The sequence below is a fragment of the Bifidobacterium amazonense genome (assembly GCF_018555435.2).
GTDB classification, from domain to species: Bacteria; Actinomycetota; Actinomycetes; order Actinomycetales; family Bifidobacteriaceae; genus Bifidobacterium; species Bifidobacterium amazonense.
This window is the reverse complement of the sequence record NZ_JAFEJT020000066.1, coordinates 1-16,153: the sequence shown is the minus strand read 5'-3', so window position 1 is coordinate 16,153 and position 16,153 is coordinate 1. Positions and strand designations below refer to the sequence as shown.

At 66.0% G+C, this 16,153-nt stretch carries 12 protein-coding genes, 1 tRNA gene and 1 pseudogene; 7 read left to right on the top strand and 7 right to left on the bottom strand.

The features are described from left to right. Together JS533_RS11795 and JS533_RS11790 are read right to left on the bottom strand one after the other, a co-directional pair. Nucleotides 1-332, bottom strand: a pseudogene (locus tag JS533_RS11795) (hypothetical protein); the annotation flags it as partial. Nucleotides 333-403: 71 nt separating this feature from the next. Next, a complete protein-coding gene (locus tag JS533_RS11790; protein WP_241514823.1) occupies nucleotides 404-1,423 on the bottom strand; it encodes a CHAP domain-containing protein in 1,020 nt (339 codons plus the stop codon). A gap of 222 nt (nucleotides 1,424-1,645) precedes the next feature. Here JS533_RS11790 and serC point away from each other — a divergent pair, with 222 nt between their 5' ends. Together serC and JS533_RS11780 are read left to right on the top strand one after the other, a co-directional pair. Continuing rightward, a complete protein-coding gene (serC, locus tag JS533_RS11785; RefSeq protein WP_241514821.1) occupies nucleotides 1,646-2,794 on the top strand; it encodes a phosphoserine transaminase in 1,149 nt (382 codons plus the stop codon). 28 nt (nucleotides 2,795-2,822) lie between these two features. Next, nucleotides 2,823-3,080, top strand: a complete 258-nt coding sequence (locus tag JS533_RS11780; RefSeq protein ID WP_241514827.1) for a hypothetical protein — start codon at nucleotides 2,823-2,825, stop codon at nucleotides 3,078-3,080. 107 nt (nucleotides 3,081-3,187) lie between these two features. Here the strand turns inward: JS533_RS11780 and JS533_RS11775 are convergent, their stop codons facing one another. Further along, entirely contained in the window at nucleotides 3,188-4,564 is a 1,377-nt protein-coding gene (locus JS533_RS11775; RefSeq protein ID WP_241514820.1) for a sensor histidine kinase, read from the bottom strand. A gap of 273 nt (nucleotides 4,565-4,837) precedes the next feature. Between JS533_RS11775 and phoU the strand changes: the two genes are divergently transcribed. Beyond that, nucleotides 4,838-5,518 (top strand): phosphate signaling complex protein PhoU, encoded by a 681-nt coding sequence (gene phoU, locus JS533_RS11770; RefSeq protein WP_241514818.1) that lies wholly within the window; start codon nucleotides 4,838-4,840, stop codon nucleotides 5,516-5,518. 347 nt (nucleotides 5,519-5,865) lie between these two features. On the opposite strand, the gene JS533_RS11765 is transcribed toward phoU, so the two are convergent. From JS533_RS11765 to lysS, 4 genes are all read right to left on the bottom strand, one after another. Beyond that, complete coding sequence (locus JS533_RS11765; RefSeq protein ID WP_241514816.1) at nucleotides 5,866-6,606, bottom strand: phosphoglyceromutase; 741 nt, start codon at nucleotides 6,604-6,606, stop codon at nucleotides 5,866-5,868. Between the two features lie 244 nt (nucleotides 6,607-6,850). After that, on the bottom strand, nucleotides 6,851-7,873 hold the full coding sequence (gene menA / locus JS533_RS11760; RefSeq protein ID WP_241514815.1) for a 1,4-dihydroxy-2-naphthoate octaprenyltransferase: 1,023 nt from the start codon (nucleotides 7,871-7,873) through the stop codon (nucleotides 6,851-6,853). Between the two features lie 180 nt (nucleotides 7,874-8,053). Continuing rightward, on the bottom strand, nucleotides 8,054-9,310 hold the full coding sequence (locus JS533_RS11755; protein WP_420838662.1) for an MFS transporter: 1,257 nt from the start codon (nucleotides 9,308-9,310) through the stop codon (nucleotides 8,054-8,056). A 283-nt stretch (nucleotides 9,311-9,593) separates the two neighbouring features. Next, nucleotides 9,594-11,273 (bottom strand): lysine--tRNA ligase, encoded by a 1,680-nt coding sequence (gene lysS / locus JS533_RS11750; RefSeq protein WP_241514814.1) that lies wholly within the window; start codon nucleotides 11,271-11,273, stop codon nucleotides 9,594-9,596. A gap of 114 nt (nucleotides 11,274-11,387) precedes the next feature. Here lysS and JS533_RS11745 point away from each other — a divergent pair. The 4 genes from JS533_RS11745 to JS533_RS11730 all read left to right on the top strand — a co-directional run bounded on the left by JS533_RS11745 (nucleotide 11,388) and on the right by JS533_RS11730 (nucleotide 16,052). After that, nucleotides 11,388-11,461, top strand: a tRNA-Pro gene (locus tag JS533_RS11745). A 172-nt stretch (nucleotides 11,462-11,633) separates the two neighbouring features. Continuing rightward, nucleotides 11,634-12,821 carry an MFS transporter gene (locus tag JS533_RS11740; RefSeq protein WP_241514813.1) on the top strand — a complete coding sequence of 396 codons (1,188 nt, stop codon included), beginning with the start codon at nucleotides 11,634-11,636 and terminating at the stop codon, nucleotides 12,819-12,821. A gap of 111 nt (nucleotides 12,822-12,932) precedes the next feature. After that, nucleotides 12,933-15,182: a DUF4037 domain-containing protein gene (locus tag JS533_RS11735; RefSeq protein ID WP_241514811.1), complete on the top strand. Its 2,250-nt coding sequence runs from the start codon at nucleotides 12,933-12,935 to the stop codon at nucleotides 15,180-15,182. Nucleotides 15,183-15,443: 261 nt separating this feature from the next. Continuing rightward, on the top strand, nucleotides 15,444-16,052 hold the full coding sequence (locus tag JS533_RS11730; protein WP_241514809.1) for a DUF4125 family protein: 609 nt from the start codon (nucleotides 15,444-15,446) through the stop codon (nucleotides 16,050-16,052). Nucleotides 16,053-16,153: the final 101 nt, after the last annotated feature.

The window sequence follows — 16,153 nt, the reverse complement described above, 5'->3', positions numbered from 1 at the left end:
CGGCTGGCGGCCTGCGATTCGGCTTCGGCCTGCGCCTCGGCGGCGGCCTTGGCCTCCTCCTCGGCCTTCTTCTTGGCGGCTTCGGCCTCCTGCTCGGCCTTGGACTTGGTCACCGGCACCTTGAGGCTTTCGACGCCACCCCAGTTGGTGTCGTTGTCGACGGACGTGGATGCGGATTCGGAGAGCAGGTCCTTGCGAACGACCTGAACCTTCGGGAAGGAGCGGGATGACGTGACGGCGCCCGATTCGGCCGCCTCGGCACCCGGGACGACCGCAACCGCAAGCATGCAGCTGGCTACGGCCGTGACGGCGATAACGGAGACTTTGCGCATAATATTCATCGAGACGACAGCTTACCATGCCATCATCCCAGAGGATGAATTCGGAGATCAGCAGTGGATGATCAGTAGTGGATGTACTGCAGCTTCGCGGCGTCGCTCGCGGAGATCGTGCGGTGCGAGATCACGCCGAGTCCCTTGACGTTCGATTCGGAGACCTCGATCGAACCGTCCTTGTGGATCTTCTCGACGATCGCGACATGCCCGTAGTAGGCGTCGGCGTCCAGCTGGCCCGGTTGGAAGACGACCACGTCGCCCTGATGGCGCGCGGTGGAGTCCACCCAGTAGCCGAACGTGGTGGCCGAATCGGCCCAGTCCGCGCCGTTGCCGAAGTACGAGCCGACCGGCAGGCCGAGTTCGACGCGACGTTCGAACGCATACCACGTGCACTGGCCCCACGGGTAGGCGTTGCCGCCGTTCTCGCCGGTGGCGTGGTTCGGGTTGAAGCCGTCCGGCAGCAGGTCGTAGTCGGAGTCCATGCGCGAGGCGACCTGCGGGTTGGACGCGGTCGAGCGCGACATGTTGCTCACGTCAAGGGAGGCGCCGTCGTCGGAGATCTGCCAGTCGCCCTCGTTGCTGGTTTGCTGCGACCGTCCGTTCGCGGACGTCGTCGTGCCGTCCGAAGCGTCGGACGATTCGGCGGCCGAGGCCGCGTTGTCGGTCACGCTGCTCAGCGGCGTGCGGTCGGTGGAACGGGAGACCGACGACGTCGGGGTGACGCGCTTGAGCTGCGTGGTCGTGGTGGCCGGATCGGCCGCCAGCGAGATCGGCGACTCGGGATTGGCCAGCGCGAGCGAGGTCGCCGCGGTGCCGACGAGGGCCGCCAGCGAGGTGGAGACGATGATGTTGGAGCGACGTTCGGCCGCACGGGCCGCTTCGCGCATGGCGCGACGCGTCTGCGGCGCTATCTCGTTGAGCTTGTCCGCAAGGGCCTGGTCGATGCCGAGGATCGCGCCGTCGTTGGCGGCGAACTGCACGGCGCGCACGGCACGGGTGCTATGGGAGCCACGGGTCGGCGAAAACAGCAGCTGGGCCACCTGGATGCAGGGGTTTTCCTTGGCCGCCTTGTGGGCTCCATGCCTCATACCTATACTCTCCTTGCCGGATGGACTGACACGACATTGACTGGACGTCGCCGGGCCACGTCACTATACCGTCACTAACGTACGCAGTGTACACCGAGCGTATGTCATCGACAATGACGAGGCTCCCGCCATACCCCCGAACGGCGGCCGTCCGCCCCGCGCTCCCCCGCCGTTTCGGACGAAACACCGCGGCAATCCCCACTTGTCGTTAGGCTGGGAGCCATGTCGAACACGATTTCCATTCCGCAATCCATGCTGCCCGAAGACGGTCGGTTCGGTTCCGGCCCAAGCAAGATCCGCCCCGAACAGGTGAGCGCGCTGGTCGAGGCCGCGCGATCCCCGCTGGGCACCTCGCACCGGCAGGCGCCGGTCAGGCAGCTGGTCGCGTCGATCCGCGAGGGGCTGGCGTCGTTCTTCCATCTGCCCGAAGGCTACGAGGTGGCGCTCGGCAACGGCGGCGCGAGCGCGTTCTGGGACATGGCCTGCGCCTCGCTGATCTCCCGCCGCGCCGCATTCGGCACGTACGGCTCGTTCAGCGCGAAGTTCGCCAAGTCGGCCGCCTCCGCCCCGTTCCTCGAGGATCCGGTGATCTATCAGGGCGAGATGGGCACGTATCGCCTGCCGGAGCTCACCGACGGCGTCGACGCCTACTGCTGGGCGCATAACGAGACCTCCACGGGCGTCGCCGCACCGGTGCGCCGCATCGACGGCAGCCGCGGGCAGGGCGCGTTGGTGCTGGTGGACGGCACGAGCGCCTCGGGCGCGCTGCCCGTGGACGTAACGCAGACCGACGCCTACTACTTCTCCCCGCAGAAGGCGTTCGGCTCGGACGGCGGCCTGTGGATCGCGCTGCTGTCGCCGGAGGCGATCGAACGCGCCGCGAACGTCGAGCACAGCGCCACGCTGGACGGCGCCCGCCGCTGGGTGCCGCCGTTCCTGTCGCTGACGAGCGCGCTGGAGAACTCGCGCAAGGACCAGACGGTGAACACGCCGGCCGTGGCGACGATCATCATGCTGGAGAACCAGATCCGCTGGCTCAACGACAACGGCGGCATGGACTGGGCGACGGCCCGTTGCGCGAAGTCGGCGTCGCTGCTGTATTCGTGGGCGGAGAAGTCCGACTACGCCCGTCCGTTCGTCACCGATGAGAACGCGCGTTCGCATTCGGTCGTCACCGTCGATCTCGACGATGCGATCAGCGCGAACCAGGTCGTCGCGGCGCTGCGCGACAACGGCATCGTCGACACGTTCGGCTATCGCAAGCTCGGCCGCAACCAGCTGCGCATCGGCGTGTTCCCATCGGTCGAGCCGGCCGACGTCGCGGCGCTGACCGCGTGCGTCGACTACGTCGTCGAGCGTCTGGCCGACTGAGCGCGGAACGTCAGGTGATGGCATGAAGCTGAAGTTCTCCCCGATCATCAACCCGGAGGAATGCCGGCCGGCCCCCAAGCCGGTGCGCGTCGACCTGCGCAAGGTGTTCCTGTTCGGCACGGCCCTGTGGGCCGCGGCGCTGGTCGTCAGCGCCATCCTGCTGTTCGCCGGGGTGCCGGCGCTGCGCGTGCTCATCGTGTGCGCGGCCGGCACGGTGATCGGCGTGATGATGCTCATCTGGGAGCATTTCGACCGCTGGGACTACCGCCGGCTCGGCGCGGACTGACCGCCGGCCCCGCCGCGCCGCGCCGCGGCCATCTTGCCGCGCGGACGCCGCGTTCGGACCTTGGGGCCGGCCCGCTTCGCCGCGCCTTATTGGGCCCTTATTGCGCCCTACTGCGCCACGGGCAGCGACAGCGTGAACGTGCTGCCGTTGCCCGGCTGGCTCCACACCGCCACATTGCCGTGGTGGGCGAGCGCGACGTGCTTGACGATCGCCAGGCCCAGTCCGATGCCGTCGCGCGAGCGGTCGGTCTGGTTGCCGCCGCGGTAGAACCGTTCGAAGATGCGCGCCTGCTCGTCCTTGGCGATGCCGACTCCCTGGTCGATCACGCGGATCAGCGCATGGTGGCCGTCGTCGGCGAGCCCAGCCGACACGCTCACCGACGAGCCGGACGGCGAGTAGACGATCGCGTTCTCCACCAGCTTGACGATCGCGGCGGTCACCTGGTCCTCGTCGCCGTTGACGGTGAGCAGGTTGTCGCATTCGATGAGCACGTTCACGTTGCCGCGTTCGGCGAGTCCGCGCAGCCGGTCGCGCGCCGAACGCAGCACATCCTTGACGTTCAGCCGGTTCGCCGACGACGGCACGACCGGTTCCTGCGATTTGATGAGCAGCAGCAGATCATCGACCATGCGGTTGAGCCGGTGGCACGACGATCGCACCTGATGCGCGTTCCAGACGACCTGTTCGGGTTCCAGCATGTCGCCTTCCAGCGAATCGGCGAGCCGTTCGAGCGCGCGCGACGGTTTGAGCAGCTGCTCGGACACGTTCGTGATGAACGAGTCGCGCACCTGGGAGAAACGGATCGCGTCGCTGACGTCGTCGATGAGCACGACGACGAAATCGCCGACCTTGCCGACGGTGATCTTGAGCCAGTTCGGTCGCGTCACGCCCTGCAGCCGCACCGGATCGTCCGTCTGCCGCTCGTCGCCGATCGCCTCGTCGGCCGCGGCCTGATCGGCGGAGTATTCGGTGTGCGTGGTCAGATCGAACTGCCGGCGGCCTCCCGACTGGCGCACCAGACGCACGGCCTCTCGCACGCCGTCGTCGGCGATCGCCTCGTCGGACACCACGCCGAGCATGTACGCGGCCGGATTCGCGCGCACCACCTCGTCGCGCTGGTTGACGACCACGGTGGCGTTCGGCAGCATCGCGAGCAGTGCGGTGGTCGCGTCGTCGAGATCCTCGTTCTCCTCGTCATTTTCCTCGTCGCGCGAACCGAAACGGGAGCGAAACCAGTCGCGTACGGAGCGTGCGAGACCGGGCAGCGAGCGATCGCGGGGCCCGTCGTCATCGTCGTCGCGGTCGCGTGACGCACGGCCGGCGCGGTCCTGGCCGTCGCCGTTGCGTGCGGCGCGCCACGCCTCGTAGTTGTCGATGAACGGGCGGATGCGGTCGTAGATCCAGAACAGCACCGCCGTCGCCAGCGCGCCTCCCATGATGAGGAACGGAATGATCACGATGATGGTCTGGAGCTGTTGGGGCATACGGTTCATTGTCTCACACCAAGGGGGTCCGTCGCGGCTTTGCAATGGTTTGCCATGGCGCCCGCGCAACGCCGGAGCGGACGGCAACGTTGTCGGGCGGGGTCGGCGACGTTCGGCCAATACCCGTGGAACCGCAGGTAAATGGGCGGTAAACGGAACCGTGAACTTTGCCTGAACGACCGGTGGCTTTTGGCTACGTTGTTGAGAAACGCCGGGCCTGCAGAATACACTTGTAGAGGTTGCAGAAAGCCTTGAACAGGAAGGTACAGAGAAATGCGCGTTATCTTTAACGAGGAGATGAAGGCCGTCGCCGACGATCTCGACCGCATGGCGCAGGACGTGCGCAAGGCGATCAACGAGGCCGGCGAGGCCCTGCTGAAGACGGACGTCGAGGCGGCCCAGGCCGTGATCGACGGCGACGTCGAGATCGATGCCCTCGAGTCGAGCGTCATCGATCAGTGCGTCAAGCTGCTGGCCAAGCAGACCCCGGTCGCGACCGATCTGCGCATCGTCGTGTCCACGCTGCGCCTGGCCTCCACGTTCGAGCGTATGGGTGATCTGGCCCGCCATATCGCGGAGACCGCCCGCCGCTCCTACCCGGAGTCCCCGCTGCCGGACAACGCGAAGGAACTGTTCGCGCAGATGCAGGAGTTCCTCGACGAGACGGCCGACAACGTGGTGGCCATGCTGGCCGACCGCGACGCGAAGATCGCCGACCGTGTGATCCGCAACGACGACAAGCTGGATAATCTTCATCACAAGACCTTCGAGCTGGCCCTCGGCGAGAACTGGAACGGCAACAACCAGCAGCTCATCGACGTGGTGCTGCTCGGCCGCTTCATGGAGCGCATCGGCGACCACGCCGTGTCCGCCGCCCGCCGCGTGGTGTTCATCACCTCCGGCTTCGATCCGAGCAAGGAGCCCAGCCGCGACGAGGACGGCGCCGTCGAGTGACCGCCGTCTGAGCACCGGCCGGGCGGTTTCGTCCATTCTTAGGCCTTGGTCCTTAGGTCTTTGAGGGGTCTCCTGATTGCAGGAGGCCCCTTTTTGTTGCCCGGAACCTTTTGCGGTCCGGAACTTCGCAAAGTTCGCGCGATCTCGACCACCGCGCGAACTTTGTGAAGTTTTGGACGGTCGAATCTTCGCAAAGTTCGCGCGGGCTTCGTAATCACGCGAACTTTGTGAAGTTTGATCTCGGTGCAGAGAACGGCAGGGGCAACAACGAACAGCGATGCCGTCCAGAAACGAGAAAAGCCTCCCCTGCGGGAGGCTTTTCGTCATAGGAACCTATCGGCTCAGGCTCACTTCTGGCCCTGGGCGGCGACGGCGGCGGCACCGGCGGCGGCGGCCTCCGGGTCGAGGTACTCGCCACGCGGCTTGATCGGCTTGAAGTTCTCGTCAAGCTCGTACAGCAGCGGGATGGCGGTCGGGATGTTGACCTTGGCGATCTCTTCCTCGGACAGGTTGTCGAGCATCTTGACGATGGCGCGCAGCGAGTTGCCGTGGGCGGCGATCAGGACGGTCTTGCCGGCCTTGAGCTGCGGCTCGATGTCGGACTTGAAGTACGGCTCGACGCGCTTGACCACGTCGGCCAGGCACTCGGCCTCCGGAACCGGATCGCCGGTGTAGCGCGGGTCGTTGTTCTGCGCGTACTGGTCGTTCGGATCGATCTCGGGCGGCGGGGTCGCGTAGGAGCGGCGCCACAGCATGAACTTCTCGTCGCCGTACTCCTCGCGGATCTCGGTCTTGTTCTTGCCCTGCAGGGCGCCGTAGTGACGCTCGTTGAGACGCCAGTTGCGCTCGACCGGGATCCACAGACGATCCGCGGCGTCCAGCGCGATGTTGGCGGTGTTGATGGCGCGACGCAGCAGCGAGGTGAAGACGATGTCCGGGAGGACGTTCTTCTCCTTGAGCAGCTCGCCGCCGCGCTTGGCCTCGGCCTCACCCTGCTCGGTCAGCGGGACGTCGACCCAGCCGGTGAACTGATTGGTTTTGTTCCATGCGCTCTGTCCATGACGGAGCAGTACTAGTTTGTAAGTCATACGGCCCAGTCTACCGCCGCACATGCCCAGACACGAGCATCCGTCTTACTTTTGTCTCCCGTTCCGTCGATGCCGATCCGTCGATGCCGATCCATCACGCCGCTTCTCTCCATTGACCAACGCTCATCGGCCCGCCAGCGTTGGCGAACGGAGAGACCGCATCTCCTCTCACCACACACCAACGCCCATCAACCCGCCAGCGTTGGTGCATGGAGAGAAGGAAACGGATTCAGCCGGCCGTCCATCACAGGCCACCGACGGCCACGCACAGCACGATCAGCGCCGCGAAGAACAGCGTCTGGTAGCCGGCGTCCATCAGCGCGCCGCGGAATTCGTGCCGCGCGACGCCGCGCATCATCCGCAACGGCACGGCGATGCCGGAGATCATCAGCAGCACGCCCCAGCCGGGCCACAATGCGCTGACGATCACGATCGAGACCAGCAGTTCCGCACCGACGCAGGCGGCGAGCGCGGTGCGGGCGTTCCCCTCCCCCAGCCGCACGGCCAGCGTACGTTTGCCGTGCCGCTGGTCCTCGTCGATGTCGCGCAGGTTGTTGACCATGAGCAGCATCATCGCGTTCAGTCCGCAGCAGATGGACGAGAGGATCCCGGTCAGGTCGATCGTGCCGGTGAGCGCGTACTGCGTGCCGAGCACGGCGGCGAGTCCGAAGAACAGGAACACGCCGAGCTCGCCGAATCCGGCATATCCGTACGGATGTCTGCCGCCGGTGTATGTCCAGCCGGCGAGCAGGCTGAGCGCGCCGACCGCAAGCAGCAGCCATGCGTGCGCGACGATCACGGCGGCCAGCCCGGCGACGCACGCGATGCCGGCCGCGACGCCGGCCGCACGCAGGACCTGCCGCGCAGGCACGCCGGAGGCGACCAATCGCTGCGGTTTGCGCGGGTGCGGCTCGTCGAACGGCTCATCGTACGGATTATCGTCCGGTTCGGGGATGTCGCGGCCGTTGTCGGTGCCGCGGATGCCGTCGGAGTAGTCGTTGGCGTAGTTGACGGCGATCTGCAGGGCGAGCGCGACGATCAGGCACAGTACGGCGACCGGCCAGAACCGGCCCAGCAGTACGGCCTGAGCCGCACGGTTCGCAGTACAGGCCGCCGGTTCGGGATACTGTTCCGTACATACGCCGAGCATGGCGAGATACTGCCATGCGGCGGCCGCGCCGACGATGACGGGCGCGACGCTCGCCGGCAGCGTGCGCGGGCGCGCGCCTGCGATCCACAGTTTCCAGTTGGCCGATTGTTTGCTCATATCCGACAGCATAGGGCGGGAATGCGGACAGGGCCCCTTCCATGGCGGAACCATGGGAGGGGCCCTGTCTTGTGCCTGGTTGTCGCAGCGCGCCTCATGCGGGCGTTGGCGCCGCGACGCGTGCGCGAGCCGTCGGCGTCAGTCGCCGCGTCGACGGCGACGTCAGCGTCGGTATCGGCGTCAGCGGGTGGAACCGTAGGACTTGAAGAAGATGCTGAGCAGCGCCACGTAGGCCACGCCGACGGTCATCACGAGGATCGCGCCGAGCTGCATGCCCATCGCGTCGGAGGCGACGCCCATGAGCGGCGGGAAGATCGCGCCGCCGATCAGGCCGATCATCATCAGGCCGGAGACCTCGTTCTGGCGTTCCGGCAGGTGCAGCAGGCCGGTGGTGAGCATGATCGAGAACACGTTCGCGTTGCCCATGCCCACGAAGGCGAGGCCGGCGTAGGCCAGCCACACGGGCATGCCGTCGAAGCCCGCGAACAGGATGAAGCACAGCGAGGAGAGCGCCATGAGCGCGCCGCAGCCGCGCAGGATCTGCTTGCGGGTGAACTTCTGGAGCAGCACGGAGCCGGACAGGCAGCTCAGGGTGCGGAACGCGAAGTAGACGCTGGTGGCGCCGCCGGCGACCTCGATGCCCATGTTCGAGTGTTCCATGAGGATCTTCGGCGCGGTGGCGTTGATGCCGACGTCCACGCCCACGTGGCACACGATGCCGAGGAAGCACAGCAGGATCACCGGGTTCTTGAGCAGCGCGAAGCAGCCGAGCACGCTGGTGCGGCCGGCGTCGGGCGCGTTCTCCTTGATGTCGTCGAGGGAGAGCATCACGAACGCGAGGATCGCGCACACGAGGTAGATCGGGTACAGCAGCCACCACTTGCCGAACGTGGTGGCGGCCCAGCCGGCGATGAGCGGCGCGATGAACGAGGCGATGGCCTTGACGAACTGGCCGAAGGTGAGCATGCCGGCGAGCTTTTCGTCGTGCGCGAGGTTGCCGACGAGCGGGTTGAGCGAGACCTGCATGAACGTGTTGCCGATGCCGAGCAGGCAGAAGGATGCGACGACGAACACGAGCTGCACGGTCGCGGCCGGGATGAGGTAGCCGATGACCGGCAGCAGGCAGCCAAGCGCGGTGATCGCGATGGCGACGAGCACGGTCATGCGGCGGCCGATGCGGTTCATGAGCATGCCGGCGGGCACGGAGAGCACCAGGAACCAGAAGAAGGTCATGGTGGTGAAGATGTTGCTCACCGAATCGGACAGGCCGAAGTCGGACTGCACGTAGTTGGAGGCGGTGCCGACGAGGTCGACGAAGCCCATCACGAAGAAGGACATCATGACGGGAACGAGGACTGCGAAGGGCGCGCTGCCGAGCTTGTCGGGCTGGGCGCCGTTCTGGGGCGCCGTTGCGGGCGCGGTGGACTTGGAGGTCATGGCGTTGGTTCTTTCTCTGCTTGCTCGTATTGCCGTGGTGCGGAACGGTTCTTCGTTCCGCCCGGTAACGCCTCCGCCGTGAGCCGCGCGATTGCGGCAGGCCACAAGCCAATGAGTAACGCCCTTAATTGATTAACGATGGTAATGTTCGGCCTGCCCGACGAGCAAGCCGCGACACGCCGGATAACGCACAGGACAATGCAAAGGCCCCCTCACGCGAAGGGCGTGAGGGGGCCGGAGTCATGCCATCGGATCCGCAGCCGGATCCGACGATCGGCGCCTATCAGTTCAGCGCAAGCGGCTTGACCAGCGGGAACGTGATCGTCTCGCGGATCGTCGCGCCGGTCAGGGCGATGAGCAGTCGGTCGATGCCCATGCCCATGCCGCCCGCCGGCGGCATGCCGACGCCGAGCGCCTCGAGGAAGTCCTCATCGATGTCGCAGGCCTCCTCGTCGCCCGCCATCGCATCCTTCGCCTGCGCGACGAAACGCTCGCGCTGCACGACCGGATCGTTGAGCTCGGAGTAGCCGGTGGCCAGCTCGAAGCCGCGCACGTACAGATCCCACTTCTCGACCACGCCCGGCTTGGAACGGTGGCCCTTGACCAGCGGGCTGGTCTCGACCGGGAAGTCGCGCACGAAGGTCGGCTCGTAGAGCTTGTCCTCGTAGAAGTGCTCCCACAGGTGCTCGACGAGCTTGCCGTGGTTCTCCACGTCGTCGCGCTCCACGCCGAGCTTATCGGCGATCTCGCCAAGGTGCTCCACCGACGTTCCCGGCGCGTCCGGACCGCCGTTCGGCACGATCTCCTCGCCAAGAGCCTCGGACAGCGAATCGTACATGCTGATCTGCTTCCACTCGCCGCCGAAGTCGTACTCCGTGCCGTCGAGCAGCGTCACCTTGTGCGAGCCGTACACGTCCATCGCGGTCTTCTGCACCAGCTCCTTGACGAGCGCGCCGATCGTGTCGTACGTGCCGTACGCCTGGTACGCCTCGACCATCGTGAACTCCGGCGCGTGCGTCGCGTCGACGCCCTCGTTGCGGAAGTCGCGGTTGATCTCGAACACGCGGTCGATGCCGCCGACCAGGCAGCGCTTGAGGAACAGTTCCGGCGCGATGCGCAGATACAGGTCAAGGTCGAACGCGTTCATGTGCGTGGTGAACGGGCGGGCCGCGGCGCCGCCGTGCACGGTCTGCAGCATCGGGGTCTCGACCTCGATGAAGTCGTGGTCGTCGAAGGTGCGGCGCAGCGAGGCGACGGCCTTGGAACGGTTGCGCACCATGTTGCGGATCTTCTCGTCCGCGATCATGCCGATGTACGGCTTGCGGGTGCGGGTGTCCTCGTTGAGGTCCTTGTGCAGGGCCGGCAGCGGCTGCAGCGCCTTGGAGGCGATCGCCCATTCGGTCGCGAAGACGGACAGCTCGCCGGTCTTCGAGGCGATCACGCGGCCGCGCAGGTACAGGTGGTCGCCGAGGTCGACGAGCTGCTTGAACTGCTTGATCGAATCCGCGCCGATCTCCTTCTTCGAGATCATGCCCTGGATCTTGGTGCCGTCGCCGGCGGACAGCTGCACGAAGCACAGGCCGCCTGCGTTGCGCAGGAACAGCACGCGGCCGGCGATGCCGACCATGTCCTCGGTCTCCTGACCGGGCTCGAGCTTGCCGTCGTACTGGGCGCGCACCTCCTCGATCGTGTGGTCCACGTCGAGATGCACCGGGTACGGGGCGATGCCCGCCTCGAGCATCATCGCACGCTTGGCGACGCGCATCTGCACCTGCTCGGGGTGCGCGAGCGGGCCGAACTCCTTGTTGGACGGATCGACCGCCTCGTCCAGCGTGGCACCGGACTTGATCTTTTCGCGGATCGTCTCATCCTGCTTGAGCAGCATCTCCGCGCGCTCGACCGTGGTCATCGCGGGCGCGGCGTTTTCTTCCTCATTTGCCTGGGATTCTTGGGTTTCACACATAAACCCTCAGTGTAGCGAGCGGGCGATACACGGCTGAAAATCAGCGGTTTTCAGCGCGACACGCCGAAGTTTGACTCTCAACCGGGAGCATGTAATATAGCGGACGTTGCCAAACGGGCTGTAGCGCAGCTTGGTAGCGCGCTTCGTTCGGGACGAAGAGGCCGCGGGTTCAAATCCCGCCAGCCCGACAACTGAGGCCAGACTGTTGAACAATCAACGGTCTGGCCTTTTTCATATCGTCGGACAGGCAACGGTTCCGTATCATTCGGCGTATCATTACGCGCCGGCCGAGAGGGACCCGTAAACCGGTCGCCGCCCGGAACGGCACGACCGGGATCATTCGAGAACAACGAGGAAACCATGAAGAAGAGTCTGCTCGCGCTGGCCGCCGGCGCGTTCATCCTCGGCGCCGCGGAATTCGTGATGATGGGCATCCTGCCGCAGGCCGCGGCCGCCACCCACGTCAGCATCCCCACCGCCGGACACTATATCTCCGCGTACGCGATCGGCGTGTGCATCGGCACGCTCATCCTCGTCTTCGGACGCAAGGTGCCGCCGAAGAACCTCATCATCCTGTTCATGGCGATCGCGCTCGTCGGCAACGCGATGTCCGCGCTGTCCGTGAACGCGACCATGCTCATCGTCGCGCGCTTCATCTCAGGCCTGCCGCACGGCGCGTTCTTCGGCACGGCCACGCTCATCGCCAAGACGCTGGCGGACAAGGGCAAGGAGGCGCAGGCCGTCTCGATGATGGTGACCGGCCAGACCGTCGCCAACATGCTCGGCGTGCCCGCCGGCACGCTCATGGCCGAATTCCTCTCGTGGCGTCTCGCGTTCGGCATCCTCGCCGCGTGGGCCGCGATGACGATCGTGCTCACGATCGCGTGGATCCCGTTCGTCGCGCCGATCAAGGACGCGGGCATTCGCGGCCAGTTCCGCTTCCTCACCAAGCCCGGACCGTGGATCATCCTCGCGGCCGTGTTCACCGGCAACGCGGGCGTGTTCTGCTGGTGGAGCTACGTCTCCCCGTGGCTGCAGAAGACCGGCGGATGGCCGAGCGCACTCGTGCCCATGATGATGATGCTCGCCGGTTTCGGCATGGTCGTCGGCGGCCTGATCGGCGGCCAGATCACCGACCGGTGGCGTCACGCCGGCACCGCCGCGCTCGGCCAGGCGATCTCCTGCCTCGGCCTGCTCATGGTGCTCACCCTGCCCGGCAACCAGTTCACCAGCGCGCTGCTCACGTTCTGGATCGCGTTCGGCCTGTTCTTCATCTCCGCGCCGCAGCAGCTGCTGATGACCGAGGCCGGTCAGGGCGGCGGCGAGCTGATCGCGGGCGCCGCAGTGCAGGTCGCGTTCAACTTCGGCAATGCGGTCGGCTCGGTCGTCGGCGGCGCGATGCTCACCACGTTCGCGATGAACTACCGGTTCACGGGCCTTGGCGGCCTGCCGCTCGGCATCCTCGCCGTCGCGCTGCTCACCTTCTATTCGCTGCGCTACGAGACGCACACCGACGCGATCGATCGTCTGCGTCCGGTCGAGGTGTGAGGCGGGCCGCCTGATCTGAGCCGTCAGCAATATCACACCGGACTCATCCCGGCAACAGCCTCCTTGCCCGTACACTGGAACACAGTGTGATCCGGCAAGGAGGCTGTTGTTATGAACGACGAGAACAACGACGAACTGTTGCGACGATTGGAAGCGTTCGGCGGATTCGGTGATGCGGACGGTGAGATCGACGCGACCGATGACGCACCGAACGACGATCCCGACGACCGTCCGGCCCATTTCGACGTGAACGAGTTCCTTGCCGGACTCGACGCGATCTTCGACGCGCACGAGGCGGCCACCAAGGCCGGCCCGTACCTCGAACAGGCGGCCGTGGACGCGGAGAACGCCGGCGACCAGGCCGGCCTACTCACCGTGCTCAACGAGACGATGGGCTTCTACCGTTCGCAAGGGCGCCACAAGGACAACCAGTGGATCATCCAGAGGGCGCTCGAACTCGCCGCGAAGATGGGCCTCGAAGGCACCGAGGCGTGGACGACCACGCTCATCAACGCGGCCACCGGCCAGCGCGCGGCCCACAACTACGATCAGGCCGAGGAGCTCTACCACATGGCGCTCGACTCGGCCAAGCGCACGCTCTCCCCCACCGACCGCCGTCTCGCCGCGCTGCACAACAACCTGTCCATGCTCTACAGCGAAACCGATCGTCTGGCTCAGGCCGAATCGGAACTGCGCGAGGCGCTGCGCATCCTCGAATCGTCCAGCCCGGACGCGAGCGCGGACATCGACGTCGCATCCACGAACACGAATCTCGCGCTCACGCTGCTCGGTGAAAAGAAACTCGACGAGGCGGACCGGCATGCCGCCCGCGCGTTGGAGATCTATCGCAACGGGCATCTCGAGCACAGCGCGCACTATGCGTCCGCACTGGCCGGCTACGCGCAGGTGCGCTATGCGGCGGGTGATTTCGCACGCGCGGTCGACCTGTACCGGCAGTCGCTGGCCGTGATCGAGGAATGCTACGGCACGGACACCGACTATTACCGCATCACCAAAGCGAACCTCGAACAGGCCGAAGAGGCGGCGCGCAAGGCGGGCGTCACGGTCGATGCGGACAACCGTTCCGATGGCGCGGGAGCCGACATCGATGCATCACATACCACTCATACCGCGCATACCGTGTCCAATGCATCGCAAGCCACATCCCACGTCGGGGCGGATGATGAAAACGCCGCCGCCTCCCCCGCGTCGGCTATCGCATCGGATCCCGCTCCGTCTTACGCGCCGCCGGCCACTGCATCATCCACCGCTCCGACCACCACTCCGGCCTCCCCTTCGGCACAGGCCACAGCCCCCGCCACAGCGCGCCCGCGCATGTCCGGGCTCCAGCTGGCGCGCGCGTATTGGAACGAGGTCGGCAAGCCGATGATCGCGGCGAAATACCCGGAATATCAGGGTCGCATCGCCGCGGGTCTCGTCGGCCACGGGTCGGAATGCTATGGTTTCGACGACGAGATCTCGCAGGATCACGATTTCGGTCCGCGCTTCTGCCTGTGGCTCACCGACGAGGATTATGCGGCGATCGGCGAACGCCTGCAGGCTGACTACGAAGCGCTGCCGCGCGAGTTCATGGGGTACGTGCGCGCCGATGCCTCGAACGGGGCGGCGACCCCGCGCGCGCAGGGTGCGGGCCGGCGCGACGGCGTGTTCGCGATCGGCGATTTCTTCGAGTCGATCACCGGGTACCGCAAGGCCCCGGCCGCCGACCGCCCGCACGAATGGCTGATGCTGGACGAACCCACGCTGGCCGCGGCCACGAACGGCGCGGTGTTCGCCGATCCGCTGGGCGCGTTCTCCGCCGCACGGCAGGCGTTCACGTTCATGCCCGACGACGTGCGGCTGTCCCTGATCTCACGTCGGCTCGGCATGATGGCGCAGGCCGGCCAATACAATGTGCCGCGCATGCTGGAACGCGGCGACGGCGCGGCCGCATGGCTGGCGATCGGCGAGTTCGTGGATGCGGCCGCATCGCTGGTGTATCTGGTCAACGAACCGGTGACGGTCGGCTACCTGCCGTATTACAAGTGGCGGTTCGCCGCGTTGCGGCGTCTGTCCGGCCGGGTCGCGACACGGCTTGCCGATGTGTGCGAACAGTTGGAATCGTTGCTGCGCCTGAGCTCGGCGGCCTGCTACGGCGGGGCCGGATTCGGCGAGGGCGGGCGCGGCGCGGCGCCGGCGATCGCTCAGGTCAACGCGATCATCGAGCGGGTGTGCGGCGAGGTCGTCGCCAAGCTGAAGCGCGAGGGACTGACCCGCAGCGACGACACGTTCCTCGAATGGCAGCGCCCGTACGTCGAGGAGCATATCCGCAGCGATGCGGCCTGCCTGCGCTCGCTGTAACAAGCATTTTGGCTTGTTCCGAGGCGCATCTTGCAGTTCTAGGTGACCAGACCGGGTACATCGCCGCCAAGCCGCTCCTAGCGACATCCGGAATCGGCGGAATTTCAACGATCGCTTCAACGGTCATCCGGCCCGTACTCGGCCGGATGACCTAGAACTGCAAGATACGCTTCACAACAGGCCGAAAATCCGAGACACCCCTGACCGATACCGCTCCTCACCATCCATCACACACCACCCATCACATGAAGAAGGCATGACATGACCGACACGCTGATCGAACGGATCGTCCGACGCGAATGGGACCAGTTCCAGCGCACCAACAATGAGGGCGGGCGCGCCGCCTGCCAGGGCAACTGGCCTGTGTTCAACCAGATGCGCACCAGCCAGTTCCTCACCTGGCCCGAACCGCTGCTGGACAGCTATCTGGATGATCTGACCGAGGCGGACCATGTGGGCCGTAACCTCGTCACCGAGAAATACGGCCGCATGATGGCCTCCACCGCGCCGGCCGACTACGCGGCGAACATCGAGCCGTACATCCCGCACCTGTCCGGGGAGCGCGTCGCCCGTCAGGAGCGGATCATCGCCACGCAGGTGGCGTGGGCGGCGGATTTCCGCGCCCGCTACCCGAAGCTGGGCATGGCGATGCGTGTGCTCACCACCGCCGAGGACACTCCCGAGGCAACATCGTTCGAAACGTATCTGCGCGGCGAACTCGGCACGTATTCCGACCGGACGCTCGGCCTGTATGAACGGATGGTGACGGACAGGGCAGCCTCCGGAAGGAATCTGACCGAGGACACGATCCTTGCGACAGTGCGTCTCGGCGGCTTCGCCGATCTTGACGAGGCCGAGGCCGCGCAATAACCTCAATGGCTTTGGTCTCGGCCTCGTCGATATGGCCGAGGCCGAGACCGAAGACGCCCCAGTGCTCCTTTGCCATGCGTTATGGACGGCAGTTTGACGAT